Genomic DNA, 16,731 nt, shown 5'->3' on the forward strand with positions numbered 1-16,731 from the left:
TCGTGTCCACAACGTCCACCGGGCTTATATAATGCATGTTACAGTGTATAAAGCAGCAAGCGTCTCTTTTTGCCGGCGCGTAAAGTACTCTCCAACGAGCCTCTGGTTGGCCACCATTTTGCGCGAATCCCTTGGACCTCTCATTCCCAGGGCTATTAGTCTGTGATCTCAAGGAGCAAAAGGCAATGGAAGCCGAAGAGATCGTCGAATTGAACCGGACGTACACGTTTTTCACCTGGTCGGTGCAGAGTCAGGTTCATCCCATCCCGGTATCCCATGGTCAGGGCGCGTACTTTTGGGATGTGACAGGAAAGCGCTATCTTGATTTTTCCTCTCAACTGATGAACCTCAACGCGGGGTTTGGCAACAAGCGCATTATCCGCGCCATTCAAGAGCAGGCGGAACGCCTGGCGTTTGCGTGGCCTGGGTTTGCCACGGAACCACGCGGCCGGCTGGGACAACTGCTGGCCGAGATCACGCCGGGCAGCTTGTGCAAGACCCTCTTTACCACCGGAGGAGGGGAGGCCAATGAGAATGCCATCAAGTTCGCTCGCCTGGTCACTGGCCGGCACAAAATTCTCGCGCGCTACCGTTCTTTCCACGGGGCCACGGCCGGCGCGCTTGCGCTCACAGGTGACCCCTACCGCCATCCGGTGGAGCCTTTGATCCCCGGCGTGGTTCACTTCCTTGACCCCTATTGCTATCGCTGTCCCTTCGGGTGGACCCGCGAAACCTGCCATCGGGAGTGCATTGATCATGTGGAACACATGATCCAGCTTGAGGGCCCCGACCATATTGCCGGCATTGTGCTGGAAGGGGTTACAGGGAGCAACGGCATTATCATCCCGCCTGATGAGTATTGGCCCCGCATCCGGGAAATGTGCGACCGCTACGGCATCCTGCTGATTGATGATGAGGTGATGAGCGGCTTCGGCCGGACAGGAAAATGGTTTGCGGTGGAACACTGGGGCGTTGCACCGGATATCATGACAATGGGGAAGGGCATCACATCTGGCTATGTGCCGCTGGGCGCCGTGATTGTGTCCAAACCCATTGCAGAGTACTTTGACAACCGGCGCCTCCCCATGGGATTGACGAATAACAGCCATCCGGTGTGTGTGGCGGCGGGTGTGGCGGCTATCGAGGCCTATCAGGCGGATGGCCTCATCGAGAATGCCCGTCACATGGGCAATATGTTGAAAGAGGGCCTCGAAGAGCTGAAGGAAAAGCATCCTTCCATCGGTGATGTCCGAAGCATCGGGTTGTTCGCCTGCATTGAGCTGGTGAAGGATCGCGAGACCAAGGAACCGCTCTCTCCCCTCCCCGGCCTGCCGCCCTCTGGTGATCCCATGTTGGCGGCCAAGCTGTCGTCGGAGATGAGGAAACGGGGCATGCACTGCTTTGCCAAGTGGAACTACATTTTCCCCATTCCGCCGCTGTGTGTTGGCCCTTCGGAGCTTCAAGAGGGCCTGGCAATACTGGACGAGGTGCTGGTGCTGGCGGATGAGATCGCGGCGCATTAGCGTCCGCGGAAAGGGCGAGGATGGCCGATGAGCCCAACGTATGACGTGATCATTATCGGTGGGGGGATGATAGGCCTCTCGACGGCGTATCATCTGGCGCGGCGCGGTGCGCGAACTTTACTGCTGGAAGCCGGCGAGTTAGGCGGAGGCACTTCCGCCGCCTGTTCCGGCCGCGCCCAGACCATCGAAGGTCATCTGGACCCGCTCAATCTGTACCTGGTACGGGCGGGGCTGGAGCGCCTCTCCACACTAGAAGAGGAGCTGGGCCATGCCTTCTCCTGGCGGATGGTAGGCTACTTCTGTCTGATCCCCTCTCCGCACCTCTGGGACACGTGGACCCAGCGCGCCCGCATCCTGAGCGAGAACGGCATCCCCACCGCGATGGTGGACCGGGAAGAGCTTCAGAGAGCGGAACCGCTCCTGAACACCGCCGGCCTGTTGGGCGCCGCCTATGGCCAGGAAGGGCTTCTCAATCCCTTTCATTTCTGCTGGGCCTATGCCCAGGCGGCCCGCCGGCTCGGTGCGGATATCCGCGCCGGCACGCCGGTGGTCGGGATGAAAGCCGCCGGCGGGCGCGTGGTCAGCGTGGAGACGCCGGCCGAACGCTTTTCCGCCGGCCGGGTGATGGTGGCGGCCGGCGCCTGGACGCCGAAACTGCTGGCGATGATCGGGGAAACCGTGCCCATTCATTTTACCCATGCCGAGGCCTTTATCACCGAACGCGTGCCGATGGCCCTGCGGAACACCATCGGCATGGCCGATTTTTATGAGCAAATCCACGGTAAGCAGAGGGCCGTTTCGGTCGGGTTCTCTGTAGAGCCGGACGGCGCGCTGTTGGTGACCGAGGCGGTGACCCGCACGGACACCATCCGTCGAGGGTGTTCGGTTTGGGGGGTGGCCGGCATGGCCGCACATCTGCTGGCGCTCTACCCAGGTTTGCACAGGGTGCGTGTCCTGCGGGGGTGGGGTGTGCCGACCGCTTTCACGCCGGACGATGAGCCGGTGGTCGGCCCAATGCCGGGCTGGGAGAACCTGTTCGTGTACGGCGCATGTCTGCAGACCATTTCGACGATACCGGTGCTGAGCGATTGGGTGGCCGGCATGATGCTCGGCGAGGAGCCGCCGATGGACCTTTCGCTGTACTCGCCGGCGCGCTTTGCCCGGGCGGCGTGAGGAGGCAGAGGGATCATGGATATCGTGCGGGTAGTGGTGGATGGGCGCGAGGTGGAGGCGCCGGCCGGCCAGACCATTGCCGCCCTGCTCGTCTCCCTGGGCTACCGCTCTTTCAACCGCTCGAAGGTGTTGGGAAGCCGGCGCGGGCTGTTCTGCGGACAAGGGATCTGCTTCGAATGTGAGGTTACCCTCGGCGATGGGGAGAAGGTGCGCGCCTGTGTGACGCCTGTTGAGCCGGGTATGGTGATTCGCACGGACCAGGCGAAGGAGGCGTGAGCATGGGCGGAGGGACGCGCTGGGACACCATCGTGATTGGGGCGGGGCCGGCCGGCATGGCGGCCGCGCTCGAACTCGCCAGGCTGGGCCTGTCCGCCCTGGTCATCGATGCCGCGCCACTGCCAGGAGGGCAGTATTTCAAGCAGTCCACCCTGCGGGCGAAGCCGGCACCGTCGGAAGAGGGACGCTCGCTCATCGCGGCGTTTGCGCACGCGGAGCTGGGCCGGCTGATGGACACCCAGGTGTGGGGGATCACACCGGAACCTGATGGATTTGAGGTGGCCGTATACCGGAGGAGCGGCGGGGAGCGCCGGCTGTGGGCGCGGACATTGATCATCGCCACCGGCGCCTATGACCGGCCGGTGCCCTTCCCGGGCTGGGATTTGCCCGGCGTGATGATGGCCGGCGGCGCGCTGACCATGATCAAGCATCAGGGGGTACTGCCGGGCCGGCGAGTGCTCCTGTGCGGGACTGGCCCTCTGCAGTGGGTCCTAGCACGCCATCTGCTGGAGGGCGGCGCACAAGTGGTGGGGGTTGTGGACGCGGCGCCTTTTCCATGGAAGGCTTTGCGCCGGCTGACGGCGCTGATGGGCCAAGGGGAGCGCATGCGGGAAGGGCTGGGCGCATGGGCGGCCATCCTGCGGGCCGGCGTCCCCGTGCACTGGGGCAAGATCATATTGCGGGCCGAGGGAGCCGATGGGGTGGAAAGGGCCGTGATCGGCTGGCCGAATGGGACTCCCACGCACTCCTTTGCGGTGGACACGGTCTGCCTGGGCTATGGGTTCCAGCCCTTCAACCATCTTGCGCGCATGATCGGGTGCGAGCACCGCTATGTCGCGCCGTTGGGGGGATGGGTTCCTCTACGGGATGATTGGTGCGAGACGACGCTGTCGGGCGTGTTCGTGGCCGGCGACGCCGCCGGCATTCAGGGGAAGGATGTGGCCCTGCTGGAGGGGAAGCTGGCAGGATGGGGCGCCGCGCGCCGCCTGGGCGTGGATGTAGCGGATGACCAGGTGAAGGCGCTGGGCGCGAAACTGCGCCGGCAGAGGGCTATGGCGCAGTTCCTCTCCTACGTGTTCCCCTATCCGTTTGACAGCGTCCCCTTTCCGGTGGAAGATGATACCATCCTTTGCCGCTGTGAGGAGGTGCGGGTGGGGGACGTCCGGCGCATCGTGCGCGAAGGTGCGAGCACCTTGCGCATGGTGCGCATGCTGACGCGCGCCGGCATGGGCCTCTGTCAAGGGCGGACCTGTGCTGATCTGGTGTGCCATCTCCTGGCGCAGGAGACCGGGACGCCGGTGGCCGATATCGCCGGCCCCAGGGTAAGTCTCCCGCTGTTTCCCATTCCACTGCACGGCGTGATCGGAGAGGATACCCATGTTCGTGGTGAGAATTGACCTGCATACCAACCGCGTCGTTCGCGAAGAGGTGGAAGACGTCTTGAGCGCCGGCCGGCACTTTATCGCCCGCATGTTGAGCGATGAATGTGACCCCGGTACGGACCCCCTGGGGCCCGAGAACCCGCTGATCTTCACCAACGGCCCCTTCGCCGGCTGGCCGATCTCCTCGGCTGGCCGGCTGTCGGTGGGCGGGAAAAGCCCGCTGACCGGCGGCATCAAGGAGAGCAATGCCGGCGGCGAACTGGCCAACGCGCTGGCCGGGCTGGACTGCCGCGCGGTCATCCTGTACGGCGCGCTGGCGGAACCCGGCATCGTGGTGATGGACGGGGCGGATGCAGTGCGCATCCTGCCGGCGGACGCGTACTGGGGGCTGGATACCGAAGAATGTGTGCGGCGGTTGAACGCCGAATACGGCGATGGTTATGCCATGGCCGTGATCGGGCCGGCCGGCGAGATGCAACTGCCGGCCTCCGCCATCTGCGTGACCGATGCCCGCGGACAGCCTTTCCGTTTCGCCGCCCGCGGTGGGCTGGCCGCGGTCATGGGCAGTAAACGGCTGAAGGCCCTCCTGGTGCGAAGGCAAAAGCGTCCTCTGCCGGCCGATCCAGCGTTTCTGCCGGCGGTGCGCGCGCTTCACAAGGCCATCGGGCAAAACCCGCGCGTCGAGACCCTGCGCAAGTATGGGACGGCCTCCACGGTCATGTTGACCCAATCGTGGGGCGGCTTGCCGACGCGCAACTTCCGACAGGGCACTTTCGAGCGCGCCGAGGCAATCTCCGGCGAGGCCGTTTACCGGCTGATCACCACCCGCGGCGGGGAAGGGACGCCCACAGAGGCCTGCATGGGCGTCTGCATGATTCAGTGCTCCAACATTTACCCTGATGCGGAGGGCCGCCGGCTGGTCGGGAAGATCGAGTACGAGACGCTGGCCATGTGCGGATCGAACCTGGGCATTGGCGATCCGGATACGATTGCGCGCATCAATCAGCGCTGTAACGCGCTGGGCCTGGATACCATTGAGATGGGCACGGCCCTGGGCGTGGCGGCGGAGGCCGGCCTGATGGAGTTCGGCGACGGCGAGCGCGCGCTGGAACTGCTGGAGGAGGTGGCGCGGGGGACGCCGCTGGGCCGGCTGTTGGGCCAGGGCTGTGCGGTGCTGGGCCGGGTGCTGGGGGTCGAACGGGTGCCGGCCGTGAAAGGGCAGGGCATGCCGGCGTATGACCCGCGCGCCATTAAGGGCACGGGCGTCACCTTCGCCACATCGCCGATGGGGGCGGACCACACCGCCGGCCTGACGGTCTTTGCCCGTGTGGATCACCACGCGGCGGAGGGCCAGGTGGAGCTGTCGCGCCAGGCGCAGATTGACCGCGCCGCGTTCGACGCGCTGGGCCTGTGCGCCTTCTTGATGGGATCGACCGCCGGCCGGCCGGAGCTTCTGCTGGACATCCTGCGCGCCGGCTATGGGGTGGAGTGGGGGCCGGAGTGGCTAAATGAGCTGGGCCGGCAGGTGATCGAGATGGAGCGCGCTTTCAACCTGCGCGCCGGCATCACGCCGGCAGTGGACCGTCTGCCGGCGTTCTTCGAGCGGGAGCCGCTCCCGCCGCATGGAGAGACCTTCGATATCCCTCCAGACGCACTGCGGAACATCTGGTCAACGTGAGCCATTGTTCGGCAGGCCTTGCTACCACTAACCGGTAAAAATACGCTTTTCGCGAGTTGCGCGATTCGCGTGTGTATGCTACAATCTGGGCCGCTGAGAATGTCAGAGCCAAAGCCGCTGGTCTATAGCTGGTGAGGATGCGCGTTTCGCGTATTTATGCTATAATCAGCGCCGGCGAGCGCGTCAGAGCTGAGGCCATTGACCCTATTGGTTAAGGGAGGCCACGTTCCATGCTGAAGTTTATCCTCCGCCGGATCGGACTGCTTCTTCTCACCATGTTCCTGGTGTCCGTCATCGTCTTTGGGGTTACCGAGGCGGCACCCGGCAACATCGCGCGCAATGTGCTGGGCGCATACATTACCCCCGAGCAGGAGAAATCCTTCCTGGCCCAGATGGGCCTGGACCGCCCCATTTATCAGCGCTATCTCTTCTGGCTGGTGGGCAGTGACTGGCTGGCGCGCCAAAAGATTGGCATGCCGCTCAAGCAGATTCGCACGGAGAAGGGTTTCCTGGAATGGTGGGCGGTGGAACCGGACGGTACCCTGATCCGCTGGAAGCTGGAAGGGGAGAACCTCATCGCCATCCGCAAGTATGCCGATGGCCGGCTGGAACAACAGGAGGATAACGGGCGCTGGCGAGTGCGAGCACCTGCGGAAGAGCTTGTCCGACTGCGGGAACTGCGGAAGCAAGTGGAGAGCGATACGCGCCTTTTGGAAGAGGATCGTTCTGCGCTGTTGGGCCGGCTCGATGTCATCATCGGGGTTCTGGAGAGCGTCACCGATGAGCAGGAGATGCTGAACGCGCTGGCCGGCCCGGAGAAGGAGCTGGACGCTTTCATTGATCCCAACGCCACCCGCCTGGAGGAAGGGCTGTTGGGTGCGGCGCCCGAGCTGGCGCGGGATGAGATTTATGAGGCCCTGGTGATATATCGCAACCTGTCGGTCGGCGCGACGGTGAGTATCCCACCCCAACAAATAGCGAATAAGATGAACCGCGCCGCCAGCGTGGTTGCCAAGATTGACCCGGACCTGGCGGAACAACTGATCAATGCCCAGAATGCCTTCCAGGCCGGCAACGTGGAAGTGGCCATGGAAATCCTGACGCCCATCATGCCGGCGCTGGAGGCCCAGTCCGCCGGCTACATCCATTTCGTGGATGCCCTGCAGAGCGCGGACTTTTTTGCGGCGGAGCAGGCCCTGCGCGAGATGGCGGACCCGGAGAAGAGCCCACTGGACAGCGCCCATGCCGCGCTGCTGGGGCGACAGCTCGGCAAGGCCGGCGGTGTCCTGCGCAAGATCTCCCCGGGCTTCAAGGCGTTGAGCGAGGCCTCTACTGCCCTGACCAAAGGGGAGGTGGAGACCGCCCGCGCCAAGCTCCTGGAAGCCGCCGACCATATGGGCCAGGTGGCGCGCAACCTGCGCCTGACGGAGCTGGCGCGGCTGGCCAAGGTCCAGCGCACGTTCTGGGGCGTGGACACCAACAACCGGGCGGTGCTGTGGGAGCGGGGCGGCACGCGCGTCTCCTGGCAGATGATTGAGATGGGCATGCGGCGCATTCGCGGCGGCGCGGTGGAGTATCTGCCCCTACAGAGAGGGCTTCTGCGCGGGGACCCCGGCATCTCAGTACGCACCTATCGGCCGGTGGGGGAGACGCTGGTGATCCGCCTGCGCAACTCCCTGGTGCTGGCGGCGATCGCCTTCGTGGTGGTGATGCCGCTGGCGCTGGTGTTGGGGCTGATCGCCGGCCTGAACGAGGGCAAGCCCATTGACCGCATCCTTTCCACCTTTGGCCTGGTGACGACCGTCACTCCCGAGTTCGTCTCCGGTATCTTCCTCATTCTCATCTTCGCCTACTGGCTGAAACTGGTGCCTGGGGCGACGGTTTTCGGTGAGAAAGCCCCCTGGGAGCGGCCGGACATGCTCATTCTGCCGGTGGCCACGCTCACCCTGGTGGAACTGGGATACGTCCTGCGCATGACCCGCGCCAGCATGTCGGAGGTAATGCGGGCGCCGTACATTCGCACGGCGTTTCTGAAGGGCCTGCCGTACTGGCGCATCGTCTTCAAACATGCTGTTCGCAACGCGCTCATCGCGCCCATCACGGTTATCATGCTGCATGTGAACTGGCTGGTGGGCGGTATCGTGATTGTGGAGGCGATTTTCGGGTATCCGGGCCTGGGCAAGTATCTGCTGGAGGCGGCGCTGTTCAAGGACTTCAACGCCATCGAGGCCGGCGCCATGGTGCTGGTGACCCTGGCTGTGGGCACACAGCTCCTGGCGGACATCGCCTATACGTTCCTGAACCCGCGCATCCGCTACCAGTAGCCGGCCTGGAGCTTGGAGAGGAGGTAATACCGAAGGGATGACGGTCAGCGAAGAAGTTTTCCCCAGCGCCAAGCCTTCGTTCCTCGAACGCCTGCGGGACTCCCTGCTGATTCTATGGCGGTCCAAGACGGCCATGGTAGGGCTGACCATGGTCATGTTCTGGGTGATAGTGGCCCTGCTGGCCCCCTGGGTGACGAAATATTCACCCACGGAACAGGACTGGCAGGCGCAGAACCAGGGGCCGTCCGCACAGCACTGGCTGGGCACCGACGACGCCGGCCGCGATATCTGGTCGCGCCTGGTCTACGGCGCCCGGGTGATCCTCATCCAAACCCCGGTGACCGACAAGTTCTCCCTGCCCATCGGCGTAGCCGTCTGGGGCGTCCTGCTGGGGCTTGTCGTGGGATCCACGCTTGGTCTGGTGGGAGGATACCTGGGGGGCTGGATAGACGAGGTCATCATGCGACTGCTGGACGCTATGATGGCCTTCCCGGTCATCCTGCTGTACATGATCATCATCGCCGCGGTCGGCCCATCGGCCATCAACGTGGTGCTGGCGATCGCCATTGTGGGCACGCCGGGCATCGCGCGTCTGGTGCGCAGTCTCACGCTGGATATCCGCACCCGGGAGTATATCCGCGCCGCAGAGGTGCGCGGGGAAAAGCTGTGGTACATCTTATTTGTGGAGATTCTGCCCAACGCCAGCGGCCCGATATTGATCGACGCCATGCTGCGCCTGGGGTATGCGATCTTCGCTATGGGCACGTTGGGCTTCTTGGGATTGGGTCTGCCGCCGCCCTCGCCGGATTGGGGGAGCATGGTGGCCAAGGGCCGGCGCTTCATCCTGGCCGGCAGTCCGTGGGCGGCGCTGTGGCCGGCGGTCGCCATCGCCTCCCTGGTGGTGGGGCTGAACCTGCTGGCGGACGGCTTGCGTGAGGAGACCCAGAGGTATCGGTGATCAAGGGGTATCAGCGCATGAAGGATCGAAAAGACCTGCCCATCCTGCGTGTGGAGAACTTATCGGTCGCGTATGCGACGCGGAAAGGGGAAGTGCCGGCGGTGCGCGACGTTTCCTTTGAAGTGCGCCGCGGCGAGACCTTCGGTATGGTAGGCGAGTCCGGGTGCGGCAAGAGCACCGTCGCCTTCAGCATTGTGAATTTCCTGGGGCCGAACGGGCGCATTAAGGCCGGCCGCGTCTTCTTCCAGGGACAGGACCTGGTGGGGCGCTCCGAACGCGAACTGCGGCGTCTGCGCGGCAACCGCATTGCCATGGTCTACCAAGACCCCATGCAGGCGTTGAACCCCTCCCTGCGCATTGGCGAGCAGATGGCCGAGGTGCTCATCGTCCACCAGGGGATGAAGCGGGCCGAGGCGGAGGAGCGCTGTATCCAGATGCTGGAGCGGGTCTATATGCCCGACCCGGCCAACGTGATGCGGCGCTATCCCCATCAGCTTTCGGGCGGCCAGCAACAGCGTGTGGTGATCGCCATGGCCCTGCTGAACGACCCGGCCCTGCTGATCATGGATGAGCCGACCACGGCGCTGGATGTGACGGTGGAGGCGGCGGTGCTGGACCTGATCGCCGGCCTCCAGGAGGATTTCGACACCGCCATCCTCTATATCAGCCACAACCTGGGCGTGATCGCCCGCGTTTCAGACCAGGTGGGGGTCATGTACGCCGGCCAGCTTGTGGAGCGGGCGCCCGTGACCGACCTGTTCCTGAAGCCGCTTCACCCGTACACCCAGGGCCTTCTGCGCTGTGTGCCGCGCTTGGGGCAGGATAAATTGAGCAGTTATCTGCTCCCCATCCGCGGCCAGGTGCCCTCGCCGGTCGCACTGCCATCCGGCTGTATCTTCGAGCCGCGCTGTGACTTCGCCCGGCCGGAGTGCCGGCGGAGCATGCCGGAATATCGCCAGGTTGCCGACGGCCATTGGGTGCGCTGTCACTTCGCGGAGGAAATTGCCGGCGCCGGCTACCAGCCGCCGAAAGAGCTGGTGGCAGAGATGCTGGCAACAGCTCGGAAAGAACGGGAGCCGGTCCTGCGGATCGAGCGGCTGAAGACCTATTACGAGGCGCCTTCGCCGAAGCTCTTCGACCGACGCAAACGCTACGTGCGGGCGGTGGACGATGTCAGCTTAGAGGCCTATAAGGGGTTGACCCTGGGTATTGTGGGCGAGTCCGGCTGTGGCAAGAGCACGCTGGCCCGTACTATCATCGGCCTGGAGCGGCCCACCGACGGCAAGCTGGAATTCATGGGCTTCGATATCCGCAAGCCGGTGTCGAAGCGGGATCTGGAGATCATCAAAAACATGCAGATGGTGTTCCAGAACCCCGATTCGACGCTGAACCCGGCGTTCAGCGTGGGCCGGCAGATCGCCCGCCCGCTGGAGCTGTTCAAGGTGGTGCCCAAGGACCAGATTCGCGGGGAGGTCATCCGTCTGCTGGAGCTGATGAAGCTGGGGCCGAATTATTACGACCGACTGCCGCGCCAGTTGAGCGGCGGGGAGAAACAGCGGGTGGGCATCGCCCGTGCACTGGCCGGCCGGCCGGAATTGGTGCTGTGCGACGAGCCGGTGTCCGCGCTGGATGTCTCGGTGCAGGCCGCCGTGCTGAACCTGTTGATGGAGATTCAGCACAAGCTTGGCACGACGCTGATCTTTATCGCCCATGACCTGAGCGTGGTGCGCTTCCTGTCCGATTACATCGCGGTGATGTATCTGGGCAAGGTGATGGAATTCGGCACGGCGGAGCAGATTTACTCCCCGCCGTATCATCCTTATACCGAGGCATTGCTGTCCGCTGTGCCCATTCCGGACCCGCGGGCGGAGCAGAAGCATGTGCGCCTGGAGGGCACGGTGCCCAGCGCGTTGAACCCGCCGACCGGCTGTCGCTTCCATACCCGGTGTCCCCGCAAGCTGGGGCCTATCTGCGAGCAGGAGGAACCGCCCTGGCAGGATGCCGGCAACGGCCACCGCATCTACTGCCATATCCCCCTGGAAGAACTGCGCAAGGTGGAGCCGGTCATCACCGTGCACACCGACAACGCGGTCAAGGTGCGGTAAACATCCGTACGAGCAAGCGTCCGTTGCACAGGGGATGGGCACCGCCGGCCCATCCCTTTGTTTGTCCGCCGGCAAGTATGCTACCGTGAAAGGAGGGAGACAGAATGGTGTTCCACGCGCGTGTGAACCGGGAAGGGATGGAACATCCCCGCTTTCAGTATCTCTCCCGCGCCCAATGCGAGGCACTGCACAACGCCAGCCTGGAGATTCTCTCGCGCACGGGCGTGCGGTTGTACCTGGAGGAAGCGATCGAGCTACTGCGGAAGGCCGGCTGTTCCGTCACTGACGGCAACCGGGTGCGCATCCCCGCCGGCTTGGTGGAGAAGGCGCTCTCCACAGTGCCCAAACGCATCACCCTGTATGACCGGGAGGGGAAGCCGGCGCTCTTCCTCGAGCCGGGACGATGCTACTATGGGCCAGGCTCCGACTGCCTGCACATCATTGATCACCGCACGGGCCGGCGGCGCGATCCGGTGCTCCAGGACATCGTGGACGGCATCACCTTGTGCGATGCCCTGCCGCGCATCGGCTTCGTCATGTCCATGTTCCTGCCCAGCGACGTCAATCAGCTTGTCTCCGACCGCTACCAGATGGAGGTCATGCTGAACCACACCACCAAACCCATCGTTTTCGTGACGAATGAGTTTTCGGGCTGTGTGGATGCGGTGAAGATGGCGGAGATCGTCGTCGGCGGGGAAACGGTCCTGCGCGAGCGGCCTTTTGTCGCCTGCTACATCAACGTGACGACCGGCCTGCGTCATAATGAGGAGGCACTGCAGAAGCTCCTTTTCCTGGCGGAAAAGGGTATTCCAGCGCTGTATATCCCAGTGGTCATCGGCGGACTGACGGCTCCGATGAGCGAGCCGGCGGGCATGGCCATGGTCAACGCCGGCGTGCTGGCCGGCCTGGTGCTGTCCCAGTTGAAACGGGAAGGCGCGCCGTTCATCGTGCCGGGCTGGGGCGGGGCCGGCCTGGACATGCGCACCACGGTCAACCCGTACTGCTGGCCGGATTCGCGCGGCATGGCCCATGCGCTGGCGCAGTATTACAACCTGCCCATGTTCGGCATTGGGGGCTGTAGCGAGTCCAAGGATGTGGATTCTCAGGCGGCGGCCGAGGCGGCCCTGACGATGATGGCGGAGACGCTGGGCGGCGCGCAGTTGATCCATGACCTGGGATATCTGGAGTCGGGCCTGACGACCTCGCTGGCGCAGTTGGTTATCTGCCATGAGATCGCCGGCTGGATCGCCAAGTTCCTCTCCCCCACGCCGGTGAACGACGAGACGCTGGCGCTGGACCTGATCGACCAGGTGGGGCCAGACGGCCAGTTCCTGGATACCCCACATACGCTCCAGCATTTCCGCGATTTCTGGTATCCGGAGGTGTTCGAGCGCATGGACTATTTCGGCTGGCAGAGCGCCGGCGCCAAGCTGGCGCCGCAACGGGCCGCGGAATATGTCCAGCGCGTGCTGGAGACACATCAACCGCCGCTCCTGCCGGAGGACCTCCGCCGGCGGGTGCATGCCGTGGTGGAGGAAGCGGAGGCGAAGCTGTAACACATCTTCTCAGGGGGTTCCGTCTATGCTCCTTCGCGATTACGAACCCGAGCGGGATAAGGATGCGGTAAAGCGCATCTGGCTGGAGGCCGGCTGGCTCCAACCAGAACAGCCGCGCCAGGAGGAGGCGTTCGAGTATTTTGTAGGCTCTGGCCGCGGGCATGTGGCCGAGTGGAACGGCTCCGCCGAATGCTTCGTGCTGACCAATCCCGGCACTATCCAGTACCAAACCCATGAGCTTCCGCTGTGCAATGTGGCGGCCGTGACGACGAGCTGGGTGGCGCGGCGCATGGGGCTGGCGCGCCGGCTGACCGCCCGCGCCATCGCGGTGGGCGCGGCGGAGGGCGCGGCGGTCAGCACCCTGGGGGTTTTCGACCAAGGGTTTTACAACCAGTTGGGGTTCGGCACGGGCGGTTACATGCATTGGCTGGTGCTGGACCCGGCCAACATCCAGGTGCCGGTCAAAGCACGCCCTCCCCAGCGCATCAGACCGGAGCATTGGGAGGCAGTGCATGCCAGCCGGCTGGCGCGCCGGCGGTGCCACGGCTCCGTCAATGTCCTGCCGCCGCTCTTCACGCGCTCCGGGATGGTGCGGCTGGCGACCAGTTTCGGGCTGGGCTATTTTGACGGGCCGAACGGGGAGCTGACGCACCATATCTGGATGACGGCTGAGGCGCCGCGCGGGCCGTATCACGTGCTGTGGATGAGCTACCGCACGCCGGCGCAGTTCCTGGAGCTGATGGCGCTCCTGCACCAGTTGAGCGACCAGGTGCGGGTGGTGCGGATGGTGGAGCCGGCCGGCATCCAGATGCAGGATATCCTGGCGCGGCCCTTCCGCATGTTCCGGCTCCAGATCGAGGGCGGGTTGACGTACGGCATCTACGCCTCGGGCTTTTGGCAGGCGCGCATCTGCAATCTCGATATCTGCCTGGAGCACACGTCGTTCGCCGCCGGCCCGGTGCGCTTCAACCTGCGCCTGAGTGACCCGATCGAGCACTACCTGGACGAAGGGGCGCCCTGGCGCGGCATCGCCGGCGAGTATGTGGTCACCTTTGGCCCGCAGTGCGGCGCGGAGAAAGGCCATGACCCGTCGCTTCCGACGCTGGAGGCGACCGTCGGCTCCTTCACCCGGCTGTGGCTGGGGGTTCTGCCGGCCAGCTCGCTGGCCTTCACCGATCATCTGCACGGGCCGGCGGACCTGCTGGAGCAGTTGGACGCGGTTGTGCGCCTGCCGACGCCCCATGTGGATTGGGACCTGTAGCGTTTCCCCCGACGCCTCCCGCGGGAATCCCGTGGGAGGCGTTTTTCTGTCTCCTCATCCCCTCGCATACCGATGACCCGCGTCTGTCTGTATGACGCTTTGGGAATTGACAAGCCCCCGCTTTTCCGCTATCCTGTCCCTTGAATAGAACATATGTTCTTATCACACTGCCTGAGCGAATCCCGCGCCGGCGCAAGAGGTACATCTGCGGCGCGGTTTTTTGTTGGGAGCGGGAGAGTGATGAAGGGCCTGGGGAAGGGGAGCTACAGCGATGTGTTGGCGCAGGTTCTGCGGGAGCCGGCGGCCTTCAGCCGGCATATCCTGCGCCGGCCCCTGCGCCCGTATCAGGTGGAGCCGATACGCGCCATTGTGGAGTCCGTTCTCCGCCGGCAGGGACGTATCTTCACGGTCATGTTCGCCCGGCAGATGGGGAAGAACGAGCTGTCGGCGCATCTGGAGGCGTACCTGCTGAACCTGTTCCAGCGGGCCGGCGGCACCATCATCAAGACCGCGCCGACCTTCCAGCCCCAGCTTCTGGTGAGCATGCGCCGGCTGGAATCCCTGCTGGACAATCCGCTGGATGCCGGCCGCTGGAAGGGAGAGCGGGGATACATGATTCGCCTGGGAAGGGCGCGCGCCGTGTTCCTCAGCGGCGACGCACAGGCACACGTCGTGGGAGCCACTGCCAGCCTGCTGTTGGAAGTGGACGAGGCCCAGGATTTCGATTTCGAGAAGTATCAGCGTGATTTCCGCCCTATGGCTTCCACCACGAACGCCACCACCGTGCTGTACGGGACGGCCTGGAGCGAGGACGACATGCTGTGGCGGCAGAGGGAGTACAACCTGGAGGCGGAGCGCCGGGACGGCGTGCGCCGGCATTTCGAAAGCGACTGGCAGGTCCTGGCGGAAATGGACGAGAACTACCGGCGCTTTGTGGAAGGGGAGAGGCAGAGGCTGGGGGAGGAGCACCCATTGTTCATGACGCAGTATGCCCTGCGGCCCCTGGCCGGCGCCGGCCGGCTCTTCTCCACGGCCCTGCTGGAGCGGATGGCCGGCGCGCATCCTCGCCGTCAGCCGCCGGCGGAGAGCACAGCGGTGGTGGCGGGCCTGGACGTGGGCGGGGGAGGCGCCGGCGAACATGATGCCAGCGTGCTGACGCTGGCGGCGGTGGTGCCGCATGAGGTGGCCGGCGTTTCCCTGCCGCGGCTGTTCATTGTCGAGCATGTCGTCTGGCAGGGGGAGGATTTGACCGCGCTGGGGGTGCAGGCCGCGGAGCTGGCGCGGGACTGGCAGGTCCAGCGGTTGGTCGTGGACGCGACGGGTATTGGCGCCGGCACGGCCTCGTTTCTCAGCGCCGCGCTGGGAGCGGAGCGGGTGGAACCGTTCGTCTTTTCGCTGGGAGCGAAGAGCCGGCTGGGCTATGCCCTGCTGGCGGCGGTGGGCGCCGGCCGGGTGCAGATGTACGCCGCGGATGGCTCGCCGGAGCACAGGGAGTTCTGGGCGCAGTGCCGGGCCTGCCGGCGCCAGGCCCTGCCGGGACAGCAGATGCGTTTTTTCGTGCCGGCGGAGGAGGGGCGTGACGATTATGTGATGTCGCTGGCGCTGTGCGTGCATGCGGCCGGCCTGGTGGGGCCTGTGCCGGCTTCGGCGGTGATCGATGCGCCGGATATTCTGTCGCCCTGGCAGTAACGCAGTGAGGAGGGACGTATGAGCTGGAAGGAGCGATTGGCGGAGCGGTGGTTCGGCGGACTGATCGAGGCGCGGGTGCAGGAGGCGGTGAAGGTGGTGGATGATGCCTGGTGGCGGGTGATGAACACGCCGGCATCCCCCGTTGAGCGTCCCTGGCAGAGGCGCCAGGAGGACCTGGAAGCGGCGCTGAAGGCCTGGCGGGAGCATCCTCTGGCGCGCCGCATTGTGGGCCTGACAACCGATTACGTGTTGGGGGACGGCCTGAGCATCTCCTCCCGCATACCGGAGGTGGATGAGTGGGCACGCCGGTTCTGGACGCACCCGCAGAACCGCATGGACAGCCGGCTGTACGGCTGGGTGGACGAGCTGACGCGCGCCGGCGAGCTGTTCATCGTGCTGAGCCGCAACCCGGCCGACGGCATGTCCTATGTGCGGCTGGTGCCGGCCTGCCGGATTGACGGGATCGAGACGGACCCCGACGACCTGGAGCGGGAACTGCGCTATCACGAGGTGGCCTCCGGCCAGGTCCTGGACGGTGGGCGCTGGTGGACGGCGGCGGAGGCGGCGGACCCGCAGGCCGCGCAGGTGATGCTGCATGTGACCATCAATCGGCCGCCCGGCGCCCTGCGCGGCGAAGGGGATTTGACGCCTATCCTGCCCTGGCTGGAGCATTATGCGACTTGGCTGGAGGACCGCGTGCGGGTGAACCGGCTCAAGTCCTCGTTCGTCTGGCAGGTGACCCTGCGCGGGGCGACGCCGGCGGTCATCGCCCAGAAGCGCGCCGAGTACAGCCGGCCGCCGGCGCC

The 16,731-nt window shown here is 64.9% G+C and carries 12 protein-coding genes; all 12 read left to right on the forward strand.

Annotated elements, in window-relative coordinates; all coding sequences use genetic code 11:
- Positions 1 to 185 precede the first annotated feature (185 nt).
- On the forward strand, positions 186 to 1,523 hold the full coding sequence (locus H5T60_02890; protein ID MBC7241375.1) for an aminotransferase class III-fold pyridoxal phosphate-dependent enzyme: 1,338 nt from the start codon (positions 186 to 188) through the stop codon (positions 1,521 to 1,523).
- A gap of 27 nt (positions 1,524 to 1,550) precedes the next feature.
- Positions 1,551 to 2,696 (forward strand): FAD-binding oxidoreductase, encoded by a 1,146-nt coding sequence (locus H5T60_02895; protein ID MBC7241376.1) that lies wholly within the window; start codon positions 1,551 to 1,553, stop codon positions 2,694 to 2,696.
- Positions 2,697 to 2,711: 15 nt separating this feature from the next.
- Positions 2,712 to 2,972, forward strand: coding sequence for a (2Fe-2S)-binding protein (locus H5T60_02900; GenBank protein ID MBC7241377.1), 261 nt, complete (start codon positions 2,712 to 2,714; stop codon positions 2,970 to 2,972).
- Between the two features lie 2 nt (positions 2,973 to 2,974).
- Positions 2,975 to 4,369, forward strand: a complete 1,395-nt coding sequence (locus H5T60_02905) for an FAD-dependent oxidoreductase (protein ID MBC7241378.1) — start codon at positions 2,975 to 2,977, stop codon at positions 4,367 to 4,369.
- On the forward strand, positions 4,350 to 6,032 hold the full coding sequence (locus H5T60_02910) for an aldehyde ferredoxin oxidoreductase (protein MBC7241379.1): 1,683 nt from the start codon (positions 4,350 to 4,352) through the stop codon (positions 6,030 to 6,032). The genes H5T60_02905 and H5T60_02910 overlap by 20 nt, the downstream gene beginning before the upstream one ends.
- A 1,088-nt stretch (positions 6,033 to 7,120) precedes the next feature.
- Positions 7,121 to 8,356, forward strand: coding sequence for an ABC transporter permease (locus H5T60_02915; protein MBC7241380.1), 1,236 nt, complete (start codon positions 7,121 to 7,123; stop codon positions 8,354 to 8,356).
- 37 nt (positions 8,357 to 8,393) lie between these two features.
- On the forward strand, positions 8,394 to 9,314 hold the full coding sequence (locus H5T60_02920) for an ABC transporter permease (protein MBC7241381.1): 921 nt from the start codon (positions 8,394 to 8,396) through the stop codon (positions 9,312 to 9,314).
- A gap of 17 nt (positions 9,315 to 9,331) precedes the next feature.
- Positions 9,332 to 11,419, forward strand: a complete 2,088-nt coding sequence (locus tag H5T60_02925) for an ABC transporter ATP-binding protein (protein ID MBC7241382.1) — start codon at positions 9,332 to 9,334, stop codon at positions 11,417 to 11,419.
- 104 nt (positions 11,420 to 11,523) lie between these two features.
- The gene (locus H5T60_02930) at positions 11,524 to 12,975 is read left to right on the forward strand and encodes a trimethylamine methyltransferase family protein (GenBank protein ID MBC7241383.1); all 1,452 of its coding nucleotides are present in this window, start codon (positions 11,524 to 11,526) and stop codon (positions 12,973 to 12,975) included.
- A gap of 25 nt (positions 12,976 to 13,000) precedes the next feature.
- Positions 13,001 to 14,236 carry a sterol carrier protein domain-containing protein gene (locus H5T60_02935; protein ID MBC7241384.1) on the forward strand — a complete coding sequence of 412 codons (1,236 nt, stop codon included), beginning with the start codon at positions 13,001 to 13,003 and terminating at the stop codon, positions 14,234 to 14,236.
- A 237-nt stretch (positions 14,237 to 14,473) separates the two neighbouring features.
- Entirely contained in the window at positions 14,474 to 15,925 is a 1,452-nt protein-coding gene (locus tag H5T60_02940; protein MBC7241385.1) for a hypothetical protein, read from the forward strand.
- 18 nt (positions 15,926 to 15,943) lie between these two features.
- Positions 15,944 to 16,731, forward strand: a 788-nt coding sequence (locus H5T60_02945) for a hypothetical protein (protein MBC7241386.1), incomplete at its 3' end; no start/stop codon positions are given.

It is taken from the genome of Anaerolineae bacterium, from assembly GCA_014360855.1.
In the GTDB taxonomy this organism is placed as follows: Bacteria; Chloroflexota; Anaerolineae; order JACIWP01; family JACIWP01; genus JACIWP01.

Bases quoted from the DNA above. Each gene is read 5' to 3' on its own strand.
- H5T60_02920 (MBC7241381.1), top strand. From the start codon at position 8,394: ATGACGGTCAGCGAAGAAGTTTTCCCCAGCGCCAAGCCTTCGTTCCTC.
- H5T60_02925 (MBC7241382.1), top strand. From the start codon at position 9,332: ATGAAGGATCGAAAAGACCTGCCCATCCTGCGTGTGGAGAACTTATCG.
- H5T60_02890 (MBC7241375.1), top strand. From the start codon at position 186: ATGGAAGCCGAAGAGATCGTCGAATTGAACCGGACGTACACGTTTTTC.
- H5T60_02915 (MBC7241380.1), top strand. From the start codon at position 7,121: ATGGAAATCCTGACGCCCATCATGCCGGCGCTGGAGGCCCAGTCCGCC.
- H5T60_02900 (MBC7241377.1), top strand. From the start codon at position 2,712: ATGGATATCGTGCGGGTAGTGGTGGATGGGCGCGAGGTGGAGGCGCCG.
- H5T60_02935 (MBC7241384.1), top strand. From the start codon at position 13,001: ATGCTCCTTCGCGATTACGAACCCGAGCGGGATAAGGATGCGGTAAAG.
- H5T60_02895 (MBC7241376.1), top strand. From the start codon at position 1,551: ATGAGCCCAACGTATGACGTGATCATTATCGGTGGGGGGATGATAGGC.
- H5T60_02905 (MBC7241378.1), top strand. From the start codon at position 2,975: ATGGGCGGAGGGACGCGCTGGGACACCATCGTGATTGGGGCGGGGCCG.
- H5T60_02930 (MBC7241383.1), top strand. From the start codon at position 11,524: ATGGTGTTCCACGCGCGTGTGAACCGGGAAGGGATGGAACATCCCCGC.
- H5T60_02910 (MBC7241379.1), top strand. From the start codon at position 4,350: ATGTTCGTGGTGAGAATTGACCTGCATACCAACCGCGTCGTTCGCGAA.